This window comes from Paenibacillus sp. Y951, assembly GCF_056786395.1.
Genome location: NZ_JBXCIY010000019.1, coordinates 41,472 through 62,479 on the forward strand (window position 1 = coordinate 41,472; position 21,008 = coordinate 62,479).

General features: G+C 41.3%; 19 protein-coding genes and 1 other annotated feature. Of the genes, 1 reads left to right on the forward strand and 18 read right to left on the reverse strand.

The genetic code is table 11. The annotated features are described in order from the left end of the window. Positions 1–268 precede the first annotated feature (268 nt). From rpoC to cysE, 16 genes are all read right to left on the reverse strand, one after another. Positions 269–3,901: a DNA-directed RNA polymerase subunit beta' gene (gene rpoC, locus AC1TPB_RS20680; RefSeq protein ID WP_482078250.1), complete on the reverse strand. Its 3,633-nt coding sequence runs from the start codon at positions 3,899–3,901 to the stop codon at positions 269–271. Between the two features lie 107 nt (positions 3,902–4,008). After that, complete coding sequence (gene rpoB / locus AC1TPB_RS20685) at positions 4,009–7,650, reverse strand: DNA-directed RNA polymerase subunit beta (protein WP_482078251.1); 3,642 nt, start codon at positions 7,648–7,650, stop codon at positions 4,009–4,011. A 358-nt stretch (positions 7,651–8,008) separates the two neighbouring features. Then, positions 8,009–8,611 carry a class I SAM-dependent methyltransferase gene (locus tag AC1TPB_RS20690; RefSeq protein ID WP_482078267.1) on the reverse strand — a complete coding sequence of 201 codons (603 nt, stop codon included), beginning with the start codon at positions 8,609–8,611 and terminating at the stop codon, positions 8,009–8,011. A 108-nt stretch (positions 8,612–8,719) separates the two neighbouring features. Beyond that, entirely contained in the window at positions 8,720–9,082 is a 363-nt protein-coding gene (gene rplL / locus AC1TPB_RS20695) for a 50S ribosomal protein L7/L12 (RefSeq protein WP_482078252.1), read from the reverse strand. Between the two features lie 76 nt (positions 9,083–9,158). Then, positions 9,159–9,662 (reverse strand): 50S ribosomal protein L10, encoded by a 504-nt coding sequence (rplJ, locus tag AC1TPB_RS20700; protein WP_482078253.1) that lies wholly within the window; start codon positions 9,660–9,662, stop codon positions 9,159–9,161. A gap of 56 nt (positions 9,663–9,718) precedes the next feature. Beyond that, positions 9,719–9,875, reverse strand: a sequence feature (ribosomal protein L10 leader region). Between the two features lie 23 nt (positions 9,876–9,898). Next, positions 9,899–10,591 (reverse strand): 50S ribosomal protein L1, encoded by a 693-nt coding sequence (rplA, locus tag AC1TPB_RS20705; RefSeq protein WP_482078254.1) that lies wholly within the window; start codon positions 10,589–10,591, stop codon positions 9,899–9,901. Positions 10,592–10,710: 119 nt separating this feature from the next. After that, positions 10,711–11,136, reverse strand: a complete 426-nt coding sequence (rplK, locus tag AC1TPB_RS20710; protein WP_482064474.1) for a 50S ribosomal protein L11 — start codon at positions 11,134–11,136, stop codon at positions 10,711–10,713. A 69-nt stretch (positions 11,137–11,205) separates the two neighbouring features. Next, entirely contained in the window at positions 11,206–11,739 is a 534-nt protein-coding gene (gene nusG / locus AC1TPB_RS20715; protein ID WP_482064475.1) for a transcription termination/antitermination protein NusG, read from the reverse strand. Between the two features lie 23 nt (positions 11,740–11,762). Beyond that, positions 11,763–11,972, reverse strand: coding sequence for a preprotein translocase subunit SecE (secE, locus tag AC1TPB_RS20720; RefSeq protein WP_258203686.1), 210 nt, complete (start codon positions 11,970–11,972; stop codon positions 11,763–11,765). An 18-nt stretch (positions 11,973–11,990) separates the two neighbouring features. Beyond that, on the reverse strand, positions 11,991–12,140 hold the full coding sequence (gene rpmG / locus AC1TPB_RS20725; protein ID WP_082967189.1) for a 50S ribosomal protein L33: 150 nt from the start codon (positions 12,138–12,140) through the stop codon (positions 11,991–11,993). A 357-nt stretch (positions 12,141–12,497) separates the two neighbouring features. Continuing rightward, positions 12,498–13,154: an RNA polymerase sporulation sigma factor SigH gene (sigH, locus tag AC1TPB_RS20730; protein WP_482064476.1), complete on the reverse strand. Its 657-nt coding sequence runs from the start codon at positions 13,152–13,154 to the stop codon at positions 12,498–12,500. Positions 13,155–13,327: 173 nt separating this feature from the next. Next, on the reverse strand, positions 13,328–13,861 hold the full coding sequence (locus AC1TPB_RS20735) for an NYN domain-containing protein (protein WP_482078255.1): 534 nt from the start codon (positions 13,859–13,861) through the stop codon (positions 13,328–13,330). A 2-nt stretch (positions 13,862–13,863) separates the two neighbouring features. Further along, on the reverse strand, positions 13,864–14,619 hold the full coding sequence (gene rlmB, locus AC1TPB_RS20740; RefSeq protein ID WP_482064478.1) for a 23S rRNA (guanosine(2251)-2'-O)-methyltransferase RlmB: 756 nt from the start codon (positions 14,617–14,619) through the stop codon (positions 13,864–13,866). 243 nt (positions 14,620–14,862) lie between these two features. Beyond that, positions 14,863–15,282, reverse strand: coding sequence for a Mini-ribonuclease 3 (locus tag AC1TPB_RS20745; RefSeq protein ID WP_482078256.1), 420 nt, complete (start codon positions 15,280–15,282; stop codon positions 14,863–14,865). Between the two features lie 9 nt (positions 15,283–15,291). Next, the gene (gene cysS, locus AC1TPB_RS20750; RefSeq protein ID WP_482078257.1) at positions 15,292–16,701 is read right to left on the reverse strand and encodes a cysteine--tRNA ligase; all 1,410 of its coding nucleotides are present in this window, start codon (positions 16,699–16,701) and stop codon (positions 15,292–15,294) included. 21 nt (positions 16,702–16,722) lie between these two features. Next, positions 16,723–17,370: a serine O-acetyltransferase gene (gene cysE, locus AC1TPB_RS20755; protein WP_482078258.1), complete on the reverse strand. Its 648-nt coding sequence runs from the start codon at positions 17,368–17,370 to the stop codon at positions 16,723–16,725. A 1,064-nt stretch (positions 17,371–18,434) separates the two neighbouring features. On the opposite strand from cysE, the gene AC1TPB_RS20760 reads away from it, so the two are divergent. Continuing rightward, positions 18,435–18,560, forward strand: a complete 126-nt coding sequence (locus AC1TPB_RS20760; protein WP_482078259.1) for a hypothetical protein — start codon at positions 18,435–18,437, stop codon at positions 18,558–18,560. 73 nt (positions 18,561–18,633) lie between these two features. On the opposite strand, the gene gltX is transcribed toward AC1TPB_RS20760, so the two are convergent. Beyond that, entirely contained in the window at positions 18,634–20,091 is a 1,458-nt protein-coding gene (gene gltX, locus AC1TPB_RS20765; RefSeq protein ID WP_482078260.1) for a glutamate--tRNA ligase, read from the reverse strand. Between the two features lie 418 nt (positions 20,092–20,509). After that, the gene (ispF, locus tag AC1TPB_RS20770) at positions 20,510–20,986 is read right to left on the reverse strand and encodes a 2-C-methyl-D-erythritol 2,4-cyclodiphosphate synthase (RefSeq protein ID WP_482078261.1); all 477 of its coding nucleotides are present in this window, start codon (positions 20,984–20,986) and stop codon (positions 20,510–20,512) included. Positions 20,987–21,008 lie beyond the last annotated feature (22 nt).

A 21,008-nucleotide genomic window follows, 5' to 3' on the forward strand; every position in this document is an offset into this window, starting at 1 on the left:
CCCATAATTATGTCATTTATATTGGTAGACATCTCACCTAAATTCAAGCCCACAGATCCAGGCGGTTCATAATGAAGTTGCATATACCCATACCCGACCATTAGGCGCACTCCGATATATTATCATTAAATAGTAGGTTATGTCAAGCACTGGGTCATTACACTATCAATTATTTTTGTTAACTATGGTCATCTTATCTTATATAAAAAAGCGATAAATTCTCAGTCACGAAAATATGACGAGAATTTATCGCTTTATGTCATAGCAATTAAGCTTTTTCTACAGTTACTGCTTCACTTTTTCCATTTGAAAGAACTGCTGTTTCCGCATTCTCTTCCATTCCTTTGAAGCGAATATTACGGTAACGCTGCATACCTGTACCGGCAGGGATTAGCTTACCGATAATAACATTCTCTTTAAGACCAAGTAATTGGTCCACTTTACCTTTAATTGCTGCATCAGTAAGAACACGCGTTGTTTCTTGGAATGACGCTGCAGACAAGAAGGAATCCGTTTCAAGAGATGCTTTCGTAATACCAAGTAATACAGGTTTAGCAATAGCTGGATCTTTACCTGTAAGAATGGCATCAAGGTTAGCCGCTTCATATTCATGCATATCGACGAATGAACCAGGTAATAGCTTAGTGTCACCCGCAATAACGATACGGATTTTACGTAGCATTTGCTTAATCATAACCTCGATATGTTTATCATTGATTTCTACACCTTGGTTACGATATACGCGTTGTACTTCTTGTAAAATATAGTTTTGCACGCCACGAATACCTTTAATACGCAACATATCTTTAGGATCGATAGAACCATCAGTAAGTTCATCCCCTGCTTCAACATGCTGACCTTCTGTTACGCGAATACGAGATCCGTAGGTAACAGGGTATTCTTTGGATTCTGCTTCACCTTGAATTTCAATAACACGACGATCTTTTGTTTCGTGAATTTTCTTCACAACACCATCAAGCTCGGAAATAAGTGCTTGACCTTTAGGATTACGTGCTTCGAATAACTCTTGGATACGTGGAAGACCTTGTGTAATATCATCTCCGGCTACACCGCCTGTATGGAACGTACGCATCGTCAACTGTGTTCCTGGCTCACCGATAGATTGAGCTGCGATAATACCAACCGCTTCACCAATCTCAACATGCTTACCAGTCGCAAGGTTACGACCATAACATACTTTACATACGCCGTGACGAGCACGACAGCTTAGTACAGAACGAATTTGAAGTTTTTCAACACCAGCTTCAACGATTGCTTCAGCTTTATCTGCATCGATTAACTCATTACGATTAACTAGAACTTCACCTGTTTGCGGATGACGAACAGTTTCGAATGAATAACGACCTTCAATACGGTCAAATAGGTCTTCAATAACCTCTTTACCGTCTTGAATTTTGCTAACGATAAAGCCTTTATCTGTACCACAATCTTCTTCACGTACGATAACGTCTTGTGCAACGTCAACTAGACGACGAGTTAGGTAACCTGAATCGGCTGTACGTAACGCTGTATCGGCAAGACCTTTACGCGCTCCGTGAGTAGAGATAAAGTACTCAAGGACAGTAAGACCTTCACGGAAGTTAGATTTGATTGGTAACTCGATAATACGACCAGATGGATTGGCCATTAGACCACGCATACCACCTAGTTGTGTAATTTGAGATTTATTACCACGGGCTTTAGAGTCAACCATAAGCATGATGTTATTATAGCGATCCATAGATTTCATTAGGACTTCTGTAATTTCATCCTTACATTTACTCCAAATTCTAATGATACGGTCATAACGCTCTTCATTCGTAATAAGACCACGACGATATTGGTTCATAACTGTTGCTACTTTATCTTCAGAAAGCTTCATAATGCCAGCTTTTTCTACTGGAATAATGATATCTGACACGCCGATAGTAATACCAGCTTTAGTAGAGTAAGTGAAACCAAGCTCTTTGATCAAATCAAGAATAACAGACGTTTTCGTTGTATGATATTTACGGAAACATTCCGCGATAATTGTTCCAAGGTAGTCTTTGCCTACCGCAGGAGCTATCGGGAAATCATTCATAATTTTTTGAAGGTCAGCACCTTTTTCATAGACGAAATAGTTATCAGGGATACCATTAATCAAGTTAGCTTTAGTCGCTTCATTGATATAAGGGAATTCCGATGGGAATATTTCATTGAAAATAACTTTACCTACTGTTGTACAAAGAAGTGCTGCGTTTTGTTTTTCTGTAAAGCTTGTTTTGTTCAAAGCTTTAGCAGGAATAACAATACGAGCATGAAGAGCTGCGGCACCACGTTGATAAGAAGATACAACTTCATTCACCGTAGCATAGATACCGCCACTACCTTTAGCTTCATTGTTATCCATTGTAAGGTAATAAGAACCTAGAACCATATCTTGAGATGGAGTAACGACTGGCTTACCATCTTTCGGGTTCAAGATATTACCAGAAGCAAGCATAAGCATACGCGCTTCAGCTTGAGCTTCAGCAGACAATGGAACGTGAACCGCCATTTGGTCACCATCAAAGTCAGCGTTATAAGCTGTACATACTAATGGATGCAATTTAATTGCACGACCTTCAACAAGAATCGGTTCAAAAGCTTGAATACCAAGTCTATGCAATGTTGGAGCACGGTTTAACAGAACTGGATGCTCTCTAATTACTTCTTCAAGTACATCCCATACTTCTGCACTTACGCGTTCAACTTTACGCTTAGCACTCTTAATGTTATGTGCTAGACCTTTGTTAACAAGTTCTTTCATAACGAAAGGCTTGAACAATTCTAGCGCCATCTCTTTTGGTAGACCACATTGGTACATTTTCAATTCAGGACCTACAACGATAACCGAACGACCAGAATAGTCAACACGTTTACCTAGTAAGTTCTGACGGAAACGACCTTGTTTACCTTTAAGCATATGAGATAGTGATTTCAATGGACGGTTACCAGGACCCGTTACAGGGCGGCCACGACGACCATTATCGATCAACGCATCAACAGCTTCTTGAAGCATACGTTTCTCATTTTGCACAATAATATCAGGAGCACCAAGATCAAGAAGACGTTTCAGACGGTTATTACGGTTAATAACACGACGATATAGATCATTCAAGTCAGATGTAGCAAAACGACCACCATCTAATTGAACCATCGGACGAAGTTCCGGAGGAATAACAGGAAGTACATCCATAACCATCCACTCAGGCATATTACCGGAATTACGGAATGCTTCAATAACTTCAAGACGTTTGATCGCACGATTACGACGTTGGCCTTGAGCAGTACGCAATTCTTCCTTCAACGATTCCAGATCACGCTCAATGTCGATATCTTGTAGTAATTTTTTCACAGCTTCTGCACCCATGCCCGCATGGAAACCATAACCGTATTTTTCACGGTAGCTACGATATTCCTTCTCGGACAATAGTTGTTTTTTCTCCAATGGAGTTTCACCAGGATCAGTTACAACATATGATGCAAAATAGATAATCTCTTCAAGCGAACGAGGAGACATATCAAGCGCAAGACCCATACGACTTGGAATACCTTTAAAGTACCAAATATGAGTGACAGGCGCTGCTAATTCAATGTGTGCCATACGTTCACGACGTACTTTCGCACGAGTGACTTCAACGCCACAGCGATCACAAACTACGCCTTTATAACGTACACGCTTGTATTTACCGCAATGACATTCCCAGTCCTTTGTTGGTCCGAAAATCTTTTCACAGAAAAGACCTTCTTTCTCCGGTTTCAACGTTCTATAATTGATGGTTTCCGGCTTTTTAACCTCTCCGCGGGACCATGAGCGAATCTTGTCTGGCGATGCCAAACCAATTTTCATATACTCGAAGTTGTTCACGTCCAACAAGGAGCAACCCTCCTTCGTCATGTATGACTATGTCTTATTAAGCACCAAACTTCAATCAGTGAGAATACTCTCTACACTGACTGAAGCTTAGGTTGTGCTTTGTGAAATTATGCTAAATCAACATTTTCTTCGTCTTCTTCAGCAGGTTGTTCCTCTTGCAATGCTACTTTACTAGAAGCTACAGGAGCCGTCTCGAATGCTTCAACTTCGACATCTTCAAGGTTAAGCTTTTCGCTTGTACCATCGTCGTCGTCATCCATCTCTTTCATTTCGATCTCTTCTTCGTTTTCCGATAGGATCTTAACGTCCATACCTAAGCTTTGAAGTTCCTTAATTAATACTTTGAATGACTCTGGAACACCTGGTTCTGGAACATTTTCACCTTTAACAATCGATTCGTATGTTTTCACACGACCAACCACGTCATCGGATTTAACCGTAAGAATTTCCTGCAGTGTATATGCAGCACCGTATGCTTCCAGTGCCCATACTTCCATCTCACCAAAACGCTGTCCACCAAATTGAGCTTTACCTCCAAGTGGCTGTTGTGTAACAAGTGAGTAAGGACCAGTAGAACGAGCATGGATTTTATCTTCAACCATATGTGCCAGTTTGATCATATACATGACGCCAACTGTAACTTCACGTTCAAACTCATCACCAGTACGTCCATCATAAAGAATAGTTTTACCACTACGGTTCATACCAGCTTCTTCCATAGCGTCAAACACATCTTCTTCATTCGCTCCATCGAATACTGGAGTTGCAGCATGAATACCAAGCAATTTACAAGCCATACCTAAGTGAACCTCAAGCGCTTGACCGATGTTCATACGTGACGGTACACCTAGCGGGTTAAGAACAACCTCTACTGGCGTGCCATCTGGTAAGAACGGCATATCTTCTTCTGCCATAATACGTGCGATGACACCTTTGTTACCGTGACGTCCCGCCATTTTATCGCCTTCAGAGATTTTACGTTTTTGCGCAATGTACACACGTACTAGATGATTAACTCCCGGTGGAAGCTCATCGCCATTTTCACGAGTAAATACTTTGACATCAACAACGATACCAGTCGTACCATGCGGTACACGTAGAGAAGTATCACGAACTTCACGAGCTTTCTCACCAAAGATCGCATGTAGCAGACGTTCTTCAGCAGTAAGTTCCGTCACACCTTTAGGCGTAACTTTACCAACTAGAATGTCACCAGAATTGATCTCAGCACCAATACGGATAATACCGCGCTCATCAAGATTGCGAAGTGCATCTTCACCAACGTTAGGAATATCGCGAGTAATTTCCTCTGGTCCAAGCTTCGTATCACGTGCTTCAGATTCATACTCTTCAATATGAATAGATGTAAACACATCTTCTTTAACTAGTTTTTCACTAAGTAGAATAGCATCCTCATAGTTATAACCTTCCCAAGTCATAAACGCGACAACCACGTTACGACCTAGAGCCAATTCACCCTTCTCAGTAGAAGGACCATCCGCAAGAATATCACCTTTTTTGACGATATCACCTTTACGAATTAGTGGACGTTGGTTAATACAAGTACCTTGGTTAGAACGCATAAATTTATGAATCTTATGTCTAACTAGATCACCTTGTACTTCCTTACCGTCTACGATTTCTACACGACGAAGCAGAATCTCATTCGCTGTTGCACGTTCAATAACACCATCGAATTGGGCTACAACACATACACCGGAATCTTTCGCTGCCTTATGCTCCATACCCGTACCAACAAGTGGTGATCTCGGGATAAGCAAAGGTACAGCTTGACGTTGCATGTTCGATCCCATTAGCGCACGGTTGGAGTCATCGTTCTCTAGGAATGGAATCAACGCTGTTGCAACGGAAACGACTTGCTTAGGCGATACGTCCATATAGTCAACACGGCTACTTGGCATCGTTAAGATGTTATCCGCTTGTTTATTGAAACGTACAATCGTTTCTTTATCAGCAAATCTACTATCATCAGTAAGCGGTGCATTCGCTTGTGCAACAATATAGTTATATTCCTCATCGGCAGTCATGTAAGTGATACGCTCAGTTACAATGCCTGTTTCTGGGTCAACCCAACGATATGGCGCTTCAATGAAACCATATTCATTGATCCGTGCATATGTTGATAAGGAGTTGATCAAACCGATGTTCGGTCCCTCTGGCGTTTCAATCGGACACATACGACCATAGTGAGAGTTATGAACGTCACGCACTTCAAAGCCTGCGCGTTCACGCGTCAAACCACCGGGTCCTAGTGCAGATAGACGACGCTTATGCGTCAATTCCGCTAGTGGGTTTGTTTGGTCCATAAATTGAGACAATTGAGAAGATCCAAAGAACTCCTTAATCGATGCAATAACAGGACGAATATTAATTAACGCTTGAGGCGTAATCGCATTCGCGTCCTGAATCGACATTCTCTCACGAACAACACGTTCCATACGAGAAAGACCGATACGGAATTGGTTTTGTAGCAATTCACCAACTGAACGCAAACGACGGTTACCTAGATGGTCAATATCGTCTACATCGCCTACCCCTTGTAATAAGTTAAGGAAGTAGTTGATAGAAGAGATAATATCTGCTGGCGTAACATGCTTCACAGATTTATCAATAATACCGTTAGCGATAATTTTAATAATTTTGCTTTCATCATTAGGAGCATACACACTAATCGTTTGAAGTGGAATATCATGAGATTCTAACACACCGTTACCAACGGAATATGTTTTGAAGCCGATATCTGATTCAAGACGATCAAGAATTTGGTCAAGCAAACGACGGTCAATCACTTGTCCCTTTTCAGCAACAATTTCACCAGTCGAAGCATCAATCAAATCTTCTGCAAGGCGTTGATTGAATAGACGATTCTTAATGTGAAGCTTCTTATTAATCTTGTAGCGACCAACATTAGCTAAATCATAGCGTTTCGGATCGAAGAAACGAGCAACAAGCAAGCTTCTAGCGTTATCCAATGTTGGTGGTTCACCTGGACGAAGACGCTCGTAGATTTCAATCAGAGCTTTCTCTGTTGAATCTGTGCTATCTTTATCGAGTGTGTTACTGATGTATTCATCGTGACCAAGAAGATCAAGAATTTCCGCATCCGTACCAAAACCAAGCGCACGAAGAAGTACTGTTACTGGGATTTTACGAGTACGGTCAATACGAACGTAGACGATATCCTTAGCATCAGTTTCAAGTTCAAGCCAAGCACCACGGTTAGGAATTACAGTAGCCGTGAATACCCTTTTACCATTTTTATCAACTTTAGCGCTGAAATACACACTCGGGGATCGAACCAATTGGCTAACGATAACGCGTTCCGCCCCGTTAATAATAAACGTGCCGGTTTCCGTCATTAGTGGGAAATCACCCATAAAGACTTCTTGTTCCTTAACCTCGCCTGTCTCCTTGTTAATTAAACGCACTTTCACACGTAAAGGAGCTGCAAATGTAACATCCCGTTCTTTCGATTCATCGACTGAATATTTCGGTTCACCCAAGCTGTAATCAATAAATTCAAGCGATAGATTGCCCGTAAAGTCCGAAATCGGAGAGATATCCTGGAATAACTCAATCAAGTCATTGTCCAAAAATTTCCCGTACGATTTTTGTTGGATTTCAATCAGGTTCGGGACTTCCAGCACCTCTTTGATTCGACTGTAGCTCCTACGAGTACGTCGACCATACTGAACAAGTTGTCCTGCCAACTTAACCTCACCCCTCATGTCTGTCTAACAGCAACGAAATTTTCACAGCTGTTGCGATAACTACAACTTAGCACTGTAGGTATCATAAAAATAAAGAAAAGCCCTTATCGAATACGTTCGAAAAAAGAGCATGTTTCTGGCAGTTAACCATCCGTTACGCGATAACGAAGGTCATATCAAGTAATTTTGCCCAAATTCTTACTGTTTACACCAAAAATACCAAATTATTTAATTTACGCGTATAATTCGGCACTTGACACTTTAGTTAACTAAAGAGATTATAAGCAATTTTATGCTGACATTCCATAATACTAACATACTAGAAATGTCAAGTCAAATGTTTTCGTGTCTTTTCAGTATAATTTTCATAAAAATGTTATTTAGCTTTTATTGCCCTGAAAATGCGGTATCCTTTATCCTTGGTCACTTCTTCAACTTCTCCAAATAATTGCTCTAATTTTTCATATGCTGAAGGAGCACCTTGTTTCTTCTGAATAACAATCCACATACTTCCACCAGCATTAAGTAGGTCATAACCTTCTTCAAAAACTCGGTGTACAACTACTTTACCTGCACGAATAGGCGGATTACTTATAATACAATCGAAGTGTTGATCTTTCACCGCTTCATAGAGATCACTTTGTAACACCGTTACATTATTCACTCCATTTTGTTTTGCATTAGCTTTGCTAAGTTGTACCGCTCGCTCATTAATGTCAATCATCGTAATATGACCTTCCGGCGCGAGTTTAGCTGCAGTAATTCCAATCGGGCCATAGCCACAACCTACATCTAATACGGTAGCATTCTCAGCAAATTGCATCACTTCTATTAACACTTGACTACCGTAGTCAACACCAGATTTTGAAAATACTCCCGCGTCAGTAGCCAGCTTAATCTTAAATCCTCTTAAATCGCATTCATGTTGTTGCTTAGAACTTGCTACTGTTGGTTGCTTTGAATAATAATGATTGGACAACCAGTTCACCAACCTTCAATCGTTCATATAAGAAGCCCCTTGAAACCTAGGCTTCAAGGGGCTCTGTTATACTCGCCATTAGTTAGCAAGTAGGATTGCAAAAGTTAATTACTTAACTTCTACAGATGCGCCAGCTTCTTCAAGCTTAGCTTTAACAGCGTCTGCATCTTCTTGGCTAACGCCTTCTTTAACTGCTTTAGGAGCGCCATCAACAAGTTCTTTAGCTTCTTTCAAGCCAAGACCAGTGATTTCACGAACAGCTTTGATTACGTTGATTTTAGAAGGACCAGCGTTGTTAAGGATAACATCGAATTCAGTTTGAACAGCAGCAGCAGCATCAGCGCCACCAGCAACTGCTGCAACTGGAGCTGCAGCAGTAACGCCGAATTCTTCTTCGATAGCTTTAACAAGATCGTTTAATTCTAGAACAGTCATACCTTTAATTGATTCTAAGATTTGTTCGTTAGACATGATATTACCTCCGGTAATTTTATTATTTTTTTTGGTTTGCGATGCATATTGCATCAATTGAATCTATGAAACAAAATTAAGCTTGTGCTTCTTGTTTCTCTCCAACAGCTTTAACTGCAAGCGCGAAGTTGCGAACTGGTGCTTGTAGTACGCTGAGTAGCATAGAAAGAAGACCTTCGCGAGAAGGAAGTTCTGCAAGAGCTTTAACTTGATCTCCATCAACAACTTTACCTTCAACTAGACCGCCTTTAAGTTTCAAAGCGTCATTTTTCTTAGCGAAATCGTTAAGAATCTTAGCTGGAGCAATAGCATCTTCTGCGCTGAATGCTACTGCTGTAGGTCCAGAAAGAATATCTTTAAGCGCTGAGTAATCAGTACCATCAGTCGCACGACGAACGATTGAGTTTTTCAAGACGTGAAATTCAACACCAGCTTCGCGAAGCTGTTTACGAAGTTCAGTTACTTGAGCAACGTTCAATCCGCGATAATCAGCAATGATCGTACTTGGGCTGGAAGCAAGCTTCGCAGCTACTACGTCAACTGCCTCTTGTTTCTTTTGGATAATATTAGCGTTAGCCAAACTGTACACCTCCCGTTATTGGTTTACATCCCGTGTAATTTAGAGAGATCCTATCCTCGATGCATGAGAAAGGCCCTCGCAGATTAAGCAAGGGCCATGATTCCGTCCGCTATTCAATATTCTTGAATGCTATAAACGCTTTATCATAACACCTCGGTAGGATATTTAAGCCACTTGGGCACCTACTGTCTACGGTATGCATATTCAAATTTAGTTCTTTGTTTCTTATCTATCAATTAGCGGTAGTTAGCGCTATTAACGCGAGCACCTGGACCCATTGTAGAGGAAACAGAGATATTTTTCAAGTAAACTCCTTTAGCAGAAGCTGGTTTTGCACGAAGAAGTGCATCTAGCAATGCTTGCAAGTTTTCATTCAATTTTTCTGCATCGAATGATACTTTACCGATAGGAGCATGGATTTGACCTGCCTTATCAAGACGGTATTCAATTTTACCCGCTTTGATTTCTTGAACAGCTTTAGCAACATCAAATGTTACTGTACCTGCTTTAGGATTCGGCATAAGGCCTTTACCACCAAGGATACGACCAAGTTTACCAACTTCAGCCATCATGTCTGGAGTTGCTACGCAAACATCGAAATCGAACCAACCTTGTTGGATTTTGTTAATTATATCTGTGTCGCCAACATAGTCAGCGCCAGCAGCTTCTGCTTCTTTAATTTTTTCGCCTTTAGCGAAAACTAGAACTTTTTTAGTTTTACCAGTACCGTGTGGTAGTACTACTACACCACGAACAGCTTGGTCCTGCTTACGAGGGTCTACACCCAGACGTACAGCAACTTCGACAGATTCGTCAAACTTAGCTGTTGCAGTTTTCTTCACAAGATCAATTGCTTCTTGTGGCTCATAGCTAGCTTCGCTATCAATTAGCTTAGCAGCTTCAACATATTTTTTACCGTGTTTAGCCATTGTAAATTCCTCCTAGTGTGGTTTTAGCGGAGTAACATTCAAGATGTACTCCTCCCACCTGTGAAGCAAAGCTTCACAAAGCGAGATGTCGTCCGACATCAGCGTTACAACTTCATCGACTAGTCGACGATTGTAATACCCATAGAACGAGCAGTACCTTCAACCATAAGCATTGCTGATTCTACAGTAGCAGCGTTAAGGTCAGGCATTTTAGTTTCAGCGATTTCGCGAACTTTATCACGTTTAACCGTTGCAACTTTTTTCTTATTCGGCTCACCAGATCCTTTTTCGATTCCAGCCGCTACACGAAGCAATACTGCTGCCGGTGGCGTTTTAGTTTCGAATGTAAAGGAGCGATCCTCGAATACTGTAATAACAACTGGAATAATCAATCCAGCTTGGTCTGCTGTACGAGCGTTAAACTCCTTACAGAATGCCATGATGTTCACACCCGCTTGTCCTAGAGCAGGACCAATTGGTGGCGCCGGATTAGCTTTACCAGCAGGAACTTGAAGCTTGACCAATTTAATGACTTTCTTTGCCATGATGTACACCTCCTTGACTAGATATACAGATGCTCTCGCGAACATCCGTTTGAGAACCCATCTAATAAATTAGATTTTTTCCACCTGAGTATAATCCAACTCAACCGGGGTTTCTCTACCAAACATGTTGACGTGTACCTTGAGCTTCGCTTTGTCGAGCAGAATTTCTTCCACCGATCCGACAAAATCTGCAAAAGGACCTACTTTGACGCGAACAGTTTCTTTTAGCTCGAACTCAATCTTCTGCTTCGGCTCATCCATTCCCATGTGCTTAAGAATTTGTTCCACTTCTTCAGGCAACAATGCGGTAGGTTTCGAACCTGAACCCGTAGACCCTACAAAACCCGTAACTCCAGGTGTATTACGAACGACATACCATGAATCATCAGTTTGAACCATCTCGACTAGAACGTATCCAGGATAAACCTTGCGTTGGACGATTTTTTTCTTGCCGTCCTTCTCCACGATCTCTTCTTCCATTGGCACAAGAACACGGAAAATCTTATCTTCCATATTCATTGATTCAACGCGACGTTCCAAATTAGCTTTCACTTTGTTCTCATAACCGGAATACGTATGCACGACGTACCATCTTTTTTCCATCACAAATCCACCTTTGGGCCTTCTCAGACAATTAGATTTACGAGAGCTGAAATCCCGATGTCTAGAAGCCAGAAGTAAATCGTCACAGCCACAACCGTCACCAAAACAACGATAGAATAGCTAGTTAATTCCTTGCGATTAGGCCATCGAACTTTCTTCAACTCTGCCCAACTGTCAGCAAAAAAACTAAACGTCGTACTAAAGCTCTGTTTCACTTTTGCTAAAAATGTCACGGTCACACCTCCCATTGACTATCTCGTCTCGCGATGAGGAGTCTGCTCGTTACAAAACTTGCAAAACTTCTTCAACTCGATGCGGTCGGGGTGATTGCGTTTGTTCTTAGTTGTCGCATAGTTTCTCTGTTTGCAGTTTGTGCATGCCAGCGTGATAATAACCCGCATTGAATAACACCTCCCGAACTGCTTAAAAATAAGAAGCAAAAAGCTCAATTTCTATGCCCTGTGTCGATTTCGCCATAACGAAAAAACCTTTTCCAAGGCCTACCTTAACATTTTAGCATAAGGCATCCGTCATGTCAATGCAAAACAACTCTCTCGGGCGTGCAATATACTTTTTTTTCAAAGTTGTTTCGCTATACTTTACTTCTAGCTTTATCAACTCTCGTCCATCTAGTATATTCCAATTACTGCACTTATTAAACCAACGGACTGTCTTTGGTATCTGAAAGTTTCAGACACCAAAGACAGTCCGTTATTCCTTAATTTATAGATACTACGTATGATTCAATATGATAGCTGTCATAGTTGGTCCGATGTGTCGCGTAATTCTAAATACTTTTCAAGTTTACGTTTCACCCGCTGCAAAGCATTATCAATCGATTTTACATGACGCTTCAAATCAACAGCAATTTCTTGATATGAACGACCATCTAGATAAAGCATAAGTACTTTGCGTTCTAAATCACTAAGTATTTCTGCCATCTTATCTTCAAGCCCTGAAAATTCTTCTTGATTAATAATTAACGCTTCCGGGTCCGACACTCTAGTACCGCATATGACATCTAATAGCGTACGGTCGGAATCTTCATCGTATATCGGTTTGTCCAAAGAAACATAGGAATTAAGAGGAATATGCTTTTGGCGAGTAGCAGTTTTGATTGCGGTAATAATCTGACGTGTAATACAAAGTTCTGCGAACGCTTTAAAGCTAGACAACTTGTCTCCCTTATAGTCACGAATCGCTTTGTATAACCCGATCATACCTTCTTGAACAATATCCTCTCGGTCGGCACCTATTAAAAAGTATGACCTAGCCTTCGCTCTCACGAAGTTTTTATACTTATTGATCAAGTATTCCAAAGCTAGACTTTCACCATTACGGACAGCTTCGATATTTTCTTCATCCGTATTATTATCATATTCGAGCGTACTCCATTCTTTGAGGTCGATACTCATACCCCATCCCTCCGGCCTGCAAGGCGTACACCGCAAGTATTATGTGTCCAAAACATAGAGTCAGTATACATGAAAATAGGCTTTTCAGTCAACCGAGATGGGCCTATTTCCTGTATATTCTATAACATAAATTGAATTTAATGGTTAATTTTCGACAAGATGCAATATTATGCTCATTCTGGCTTGTTACCGCGTCTTATTTTTTCAAGTTTTAACCATACTTCATCGTTCACTCGATTATCTATAGAATGACGCCGCTTCGCTGCAGGTTCAGTAATCGTCTGCTTAATTTCTACGTTGTTTTGCTTAATCTCGATTAGCAATTCACGAGCTGACATCCTCAGTGCACCTTGTCCAAAAATTACATGCTGCTCCGTCATATCAGATGTAGCAACATACACATTACGTCTGCGACTTGTCCATTCCTTGCAAATCCGTTCGATGCATTCATCCGCTGTTTCTTTTTCTTTCGTATAGACGACGGTTAATCTGTGCTGGCTGTATTTTGCTCCAATACCTGGCATTAAATGGGCGTCGAATATGACATATACCTGCAAGCCAGTAAACCCTTGATAATCAGCCAACATATGTAGAAGTTCATCACGAGCCTCTTCCAAGCTAATATTTTTCAAGCGAGTCAGCTCAGGCCATGCTCCGATCATATTGTAGCCATCAACAAGTAGCACATCATTACGTCTATGTAACATAGCTATAAGCCTCTACGTTGTCTTAGCACCTCATACATTAGCACACCTGCTGCGACTGATGCGTTTAACGAATTCAATCGACCAGCCATCGGCAGCTTCACTAGGAAATCACATTTCTCTTTGATCAAACGACCCAATCCATTACTTTCATTACCGATGACAAGCGCAAGCGGCATATCGAATTTATTAGCATATACATCAGCAGCTGCACCTACATCTGCACCCGCAATCCATACGCCCGCTTCTTTCATCACTTCAATCGTTTGTGCCAAATTCGTTACGCGTGCAACCGGTATATGCTCTGCAGCACCTGCTGATATTTTCAAAACAGTAGCTGTTAAGCCTGCTGAACGACGCTTCGGAATAATAACACCGTGCACTCCTGTACATTCCGCAGTTCTAATGATGGAGCCCAAGTTATGCGGATCTTCAATTTCATCAAGAATAATAAAGAGTGGAACTTCACCCTTTTGCGCTGGAATTGCGAGCAAATCTTCTAGCTCGATATAATCAACCGCCGCTGCCTGTGCGACAACACCTTGATGGGTTACTCCAGGGACAAGTTGATCTAGTTTGCGCTTATCCACAAACTGAATGATGATCCCATTTTTTTTCGCTTCTCCAAGAATGGAGCTCGTAACGCTTTTTTGAGCCCCTTCCGCAATCCATATCTTATTAATTTCACGACCTGAGCGCAATGCTTCCAGTACAGGATGCTTTCCAGCAATCAAGCCTTCTGTATTATGAGTCTCTGACATGTTGTTCACCCTTTCGTACTACTTCGATGTTGAGTAATCTTCCTGTGTTACTTCGTTTTTAAATCCGCTTTAGAACTACCCCTAAAATGAAGGTTCAAAAAGTGGGCTTTCAGAATCGAGAAGATGGAGTTAATTTTAGGAAGGAGGACGCTCCAGTGTACGTAGTTGGTACACGAGTCCCGGACTTCCCAAATTCACTTCATATTCGACGTCGACTAAGCTGCGTTAGCCTAATCATCGTTATCAAAGTCCACTTTTTGAACTACCCTCTATGCCGATTTCTAGTAATTGTCCTAGCCGCTCGACATGTCCTTCAAAATACAAATAACCAACTAACGCTTCCAATGCTGTAGCATGGCGATAATCTAACATATCGGCATTTTTCGGAGGATTGCCTGACTTACTGTTACGACCGCGTCGAACAATATCTGCTTCTTCCTCTGTAAGATGTGGCTGCCATTTTTCCAGCATACTGCGTTGTGCCTTGGCAGACACAAATTGCGTAGCCTCTTTGTGCATATGATGTGACTTATGATTGGGTAAGGAAATCAAATATTGTCGTACCATCATCTCATATACAGCATCGCCCATATAGGCTAATACTACAGGTGAGACGAGGTTCGGTGATTTGCTTGGCTGATGAAATGCAAATGGATTATCCATAATTCACGCTCACTTACGGCGCCAGCGAATACCTTGTGGAGTATCCTCTAGTACGATATTTAGTTCATTAAGCAAATCGCGAATTTCATCTGCTCTGGCCCAATTTTTCGTGGCTCTTGCTTCTGTACGTTCTACAATAAGCTGTTCTACCTGTTCATCTAAATTATCCGCTTCAGCTTGCTCAGGCAATAAACCAAGAACATTATTGAATGTCAGGAATAACTCCCTAATAGCTTCAATAGATGAGTAACTTAGGGTTGAATCCTGTAGCTTCGTATTTGCAAGTGCCACTAAATCAAATAATGCGGTAATGGCATCAGACGTATTGAAGTCATCATCCATTTTACTATTGAAATTCTGTTTCACTCGCTCTAATTCAGTCTGTAATTGCGTTTCTACAGTCCCTTGCTCTTGATCCTTGGCAATTTCCAGACGGTGAAGCACATTATTATAACCATTGGTAATCCGCTCAACGCTATTAAGCGCTTGTGCAATCGTATCATCACTAAAGTTCAATGGGCTGCGATAATGAGTAGCAAGCATGAAGTAACGGATCACTTGCGGTTTAACCTTTTTCACAATTTCACGAACAGTAATGCCATTACCAAGTGACTTCGACATTTTCTCATTGTTAATATGAATGTAACCATTGTGCATCCAATAACGAGCAAGCGGCTCTCCTGTTAAGCACTCTGATTGCGCAACCTCACACTCGTGATGCGGAAATTGTAGATCAAGTCCACCACCATGAATATCGAGTGTATCTCCCAAATATTTGCGAGCCATCGCTGAACATTCAATATGCCAGCCTGGACGCCCCTTACCCCATGGACTATCCCAACTAATTTCGCCTGGCTTAGCTGATTTCCATAGTGCAAAATCTTGTTCGCTCGCCTTGCGCTCATCAAGCTCCACACGAATACCATGCTGCAATTCATCCAGGTTTTGATGCGATAGCTTACCATAGTCAGGGAATGTCGACGTACTGAAATAGACATCTCCTGCACTTTCATAAGCATGGCCCTTTTCCACTAACTGAGCAATAAATTCAACTACCTCATCAATATGATCCATCACACGCGGGTTCATCGTCGCTCGGCGGATACCAATCGCTTCAGTATCTTCATGGAATGCAGCAATAAACTTATCTGCGACTTCATTGACTGTTGTTCCAAGTTCATTGGCTTTACGAATAAGCTTATCGTCTACATCTGTAAAATTAGAAATGTAATTCACTTCAAGTCCTGTATGCTCCAAATAACGTCGGACGACATCAAAGAAAATCGCAGGACGTGCGTTTCCGATATGAATATAATCATATACCGTCGGTCCACACACATACATTCGCACTTTACCCGCTTCAATCGGTATAAATTGCTCCTTTTGACGTGTGATGGAATTATAAATCGTAACTGACATTAAAGTAACCCTCCACCCTAATTAACTACTCAGATCATTATTTTTTTCTTTTCTAAATTTCTTCAGTAAATCAATTTCTTGCTGCATTTCTCTCAGCATTTCAATAATAGGATCCGGTAACTGTGTATGATCAAGTCGATCACGAACTTTCTCACCGTTTCGTTTCACTATACGACCTGGATTACCTACAACGGTACAATTGTCTGGGACTTCCCGAAGAACAACCGCATTCGAACCAATACTAGAATTATTCCCTACAGAGAAAGAACCTAACACCTTGGATCCGGAACCAATAACAACATTATTGCCAATGGTTGGGTGTCGCTTACCTTTTTCTTTACCTGTACCGCCCAATGTCACACCTTGATAGATAACTACATCATCGCCAATGATACAAGTTTCACCGATTACGACTCCCATGCCATGATCAATAAATAAGCGATCACCAATTTGTGCACCAGGGTGAATTTCAATGCCTGTGAAAAATCTACTTACTTGAGAAATAACTCTAGCTAATGTATACCATCTTCCATTATAGCAAGTATGAGCAATACGATGTGCCCATATTGCGTGTAAACCAGAATAAGTGAAAATAACTTCAAACCGACTTCTTGCTGCTGGATCATTCTCTATTACGGCTTGGATGTCGGATCGGAAATGCCGAAACATACACGTTTCCCCCTTTTCACTTGTCAGTACGGTGCCTGCCTTCGCAGTTTATTCGACTTCGTATTTGCCATTCATCGCTTGCTGAGCTTATGCTTCCGCAATATGTTTCTTTCAGAAACATTGTAGATACTCGTGTACCAACCATGTACACTCCGTTTCTCACTTCACTAGCTTCATGTCAACTACTCGGTCCTGACAAGCGAAATATTCGATGATGCCCTCTGGCGAGTAATCCCGTGATGCACTTCTTTGGTCCGCTTCGATGATTCAACGCCGGATCTTTGATCCTGGTTGAATAGTTTCTCAATCGCGAATGCGATTGAGAAACTTCCTTGTACCCCTTCGAAGGCTAAGCATCTACCTTCAGTCGAATTATCCCCCTTGTGATACTTCGTGATCACAGTCATGCAAATTGAACTTCCTCTATGAAGAACAAAAAAGCCCCTGTAGCACATAGCGCTACAGAGGCGTCAAAGATCGCGGTTCCACTCTGTTTAATAAGAAAAATGACTACATTGATGAGCCTTCTCCTATTATCTCAACATCTTTAACGCAGATGATACGTTGTGACCTACCCTGTTCCTGCAAGAACAGATCGGGACAAAGCTCACAGGTGCAATTTCAATTATTGCGATGAAGTAATTTTCAGCCTACGTTATTCTTTTGCGATAAAAGAAAACGATGATTACCTTCTCTGAACATCGACATCTAATTTACTAATCCTGATCAGTGCTTTATGTTATTCAATAGTACATAGTATAACGAATCCCCCACATACTGACAAGCACCAGTTGTTCGCTTGTGATCACGATGAATACGCTATCGACGCTTAATCGACTTCGTAGTTGGCATTCATCGCTTGCTCCGATACTCGTGTACTACTTTGTACACTCCGTTTCTCACTTCACTAGCTTCATGCCAACTACTCGGTGCTGACAAACGAACATTCGAAGAAGCTTTTTGTTGGTATCGCTACATTGACGGTTCCAGCAAATGCTTCGAGGATTCAACGTCGGAGCTTTGCTCCTAGTTGAATGTATCACTTCATTATCAAAATTCACTTTTTGAACTACCTTACAATAAAGGTTCAAAAAGTGGGCTTTCAGAATCGAGAAGATGGAGCGCTGCTTAGGAAAGGTGGAAGCGCAAGTGTACGTTATTGGTACATGCGAACCGCACTTTCCAAGTAGCGCTTCATATTCGACGTCGACTACGCTACATGAGCATAATCATCGTTATCAAAGTCCACTTTTTTGAACTACCTTACAATCGTGCTTGTAGGCGTGCTACTACTTTATCGTGTCCAAGTAGTACAAGCGATTGGTTCAAGTCAGGTCCGTGTGTTTGACCCGTGATGGCAGCACGGATTGGCATGAATAGTGCTTTACCTTTGCAGCCTGTTGATTTTTGCACTGATTTAATCATCGCTTTAATTCCGTCCACTGTAAACTCTGCTCCATCTGCTTGTAATTCCGCTAGGAAAGCAGATAATACAGTTGGTACTGTTTCTTCTGCTAATACTTCAATAGCTTCTGCTTCGTCTTCAACTGCTTCACGGAAGAATAAAGCTGTATGCTCAATAATTTCCGATGCGCAACGCAGTTTATCTTGATGTAAAGCAACAAGATCTGTTACCCAGGACATTACTTCATCACTAGGTTGCTCCGCTATCAATCCAGCATTTTGCAGATGAGGTAGACATAACGCAACGATACGCTCAATATCTGCTTTCTTAATATATTCATTATTCATCCACGCCAGTTTTTGTGAATCAAACACAGCTGGACTTTTACTTAGACGACCCGCATCGAACACTTCAATTAGCTGCTTGCGACTATACATCTCTTGCTCACCCTCAGGTGACCAGCCTAGCAATGCGATAAAGTTAATTAATGTTTCCGGCAAATAACCTAATTTATCATATTGCTCAATAAATTGAATAATCGATTCATCTCGTTTACTTAGCTTCTTCTTGTTCTCATTCACGATTAATGTCATATGAGCAAATTGTGGCGGCTCCCAACCAAATGCTTCATAAATCATTAATTGACGAGGTGTATTAGAAATATGATCCTCACCACGTAGTACATGACTGATTTTCATTAGATGATCATCAAGCGCTACTGCAAAATTATACGTAGGTATACCATCTTTTTTCACAATTACGAAATCGCCCATTTCATTCGTGTCAAAGGAAATCGTTCCTTTAACCATATCATCGAATGTATAAGTACGCTCTGCAGGTACTCTAAAGCGAATGCTTGGAATACGACCTTCCGCTTCAAAAGCAGCTCTTTGCTCATCAGTTAGATCACGGTGCTTACCAGAATAACGAGGCGTCTCATTGCGAGCTGTCTGTTCTTCGCGCTCTTGCTCTAATTCTTCCTCTGTACAATAGCAGCGATAAGCTAAACCACGATCAATCAGATCCTGCCAATACTTATTATAAATATCTAATCGTTCAGTTTGACGGTATGGACCATATTCCCCGCCCACATCAATGCTTTCATCCCAATCGATACCTAACCATTTCAAATATTTCAACTGGCTTTCTTCTCCACCAGCTACATTCCGCTTCACATCCGTGTCTTCAATACGGATAATAAACTTTCCACCCAAATGGCGCGCGTATAAATAATTGAATAATGCCGTTCTTGCGTTACCAATATGTAGATGACCTGTCGGTGACGGTGCATATCTAACTCTAATTTCTGCTGACATATATCATTGCCTCCTAAAGCTTTTTGTTAAATTCTTATAGTTACTTCTATGCAAACAAAAATCCGCTTCGAAAGCATAGTCTTAAAACTTTTTGTTAACTTCAACTTTCAATAAAAGTTCAAAATATTCACCTACCAACACCTAACAATGAAACATCGCCCAGCAACGTGTACCGTACAAGCACACAAGCGGTCAAGTGCCCGAAACTTCCAATAAAGGTTCAAAAAGTGGGCTTTCAGAACCGAGAAGATGGAGCGCTACTTGTGGGAGGAGGAAGCGCAAATGTACGTTATTGGTACATGCGGCCCTACAATGTTTCTGCAAGAAACATACATCGGAAGCTTATGCTAAACTTTCCAAGTTCGTTTCAGATGCGACGTCGAATAAGCTACGTCAGCGTACCCTTCGTTATCAAAGTCTACTTTCTAACCAACAATACAACGGCTTGTGAGGCTATGCCTTCGCCGCGTCCCACAAACCCTAGTTGCTCTGTCGTTGTCGCTTTAACATTCACTTGAGAATGATCAGCATGTAATACATTGGCAATCACTTCAACCATTGCCGGAATATAAGGAAGCATTTTGGGCTTTTGTGCCATAATTGTAGCATCTACATTGCCAAGCTGATAGCCTTTATGCTCTACCATCTCCCATACTTTACGTAATAATTCTACACTATCCGCGTCTTTATAAGCAGCATCTGTATCAGGAAAATGTTTGCCAATATCCCCTAACGCAAGTGCACCTAGAATAGCATCCGTAATGGTATGCAACAATACATCGGCATCGGAATGTCCGAGCAGTCCTTTTTCATAAGGAATCGTCACTCCACCAATAATTAACGGACGATTTTCTACTAATTGATGTACATCAAATCCTTGTCCAATTCTAATCATCGTATATTTCCCCCTAAAACTT

Excerpts from the sequence above, each read along its gene's own strand:
- rplA (WP_482078254.1), bottom strand. The coding sequence starts at position 10,591 with ATGGCTAAACACGGTAAAAAATATGTTGAAGCTGCTAAGCTAATTGAT.
- rlmB (WP_482064478.1), bottom strand. The coding sequence starts at position 14,619 with ATGTCAGAGACTCATAATACAGAAGGCTTGATTGCTGGAAAGCATCCT.
- cysS (WP_482078257.1), bottom strand. The coding sequence starts at position 16,701 with ATGTCAGTTACGATTTATAATTCCATCACACGTCAAAAGGAGCAATTT.
- sigH (WP_482064476.1), bottom strand. The coding sequence starts at position 13,154 with ATGAGTATCGACCTCAAAGAATGGAGTACGCTCGAATATGATAATAAT.
- rplK (WP_482064474.1), bottom strand. The coding sequence starts at position 11,136 with ATGGCAAAGAAAGTCATTAAATTGGTCAAGCTTCAAGTTCCTGCTGGT.
- ispF (WP_482078261.1), bottom strand. The coding sequence starts at position 20,986 with ATGATTAGAATTGGACAAGGATTTGATGTACATCAATTAGTAGAAAAT.
- nusG (WP_482064475.1), bottom strand. The coding sequence starts at position 11,739 with ATGGAAAAAAGATGGTACGTCGTGCATACGTATTCCGGTTATGAGAAC.
- cysE (WP_482078258.1), bottom strand. The coding sequence starts at position 17,370 with ATGTTTCGGCATTTCCGATCCGACATCCAAGCCGTAATAGAGAATGAT.
- rpoB (WP_482078251.1), bottom strand. The coding sequence starts at position 7,650 with ATGAGGGGTGAGGTTAAGTTGGCAGGACAACTTGTTCAGTATGGTCGA.
- AC1TPB_RS20735 (WP_482078255.1), bottom strand. The coding sequence starts at position 13,861 with ATGTTACATAGACGTAATGATGTGCTACTTGTTGATGGCTACAATATG.
- gltX (WP_482078260.1), bottom strand. The coding sequence starts at position 20,091 with ATGTCAGCAGAAATTAGAGTTAGATATGCACCGTCACCGACAGGTCAT.
- AC1TPB_RS20745 (WP_482078256.1), bottom strand. The coding sequence starts at position 15,282 with ATGGATAATCCATTTGCATTTCATCAGCCAAGCAAATCACCGAACCTC.
- rplL (WP_482078252.1), bottom strand. The coding sequence starts at position 9,082 with ATGTCTAACGAACAAATCTTAGAATCAATTAAAGGTATGACTGTTCTA.
- rpmG (WP_082967189.1), bottom strand. The coding sequence starts at position 12,140 with ATGCGGGTTATTATCACGCTGGCATGCACAAACTGCAAACAGAGAAAC.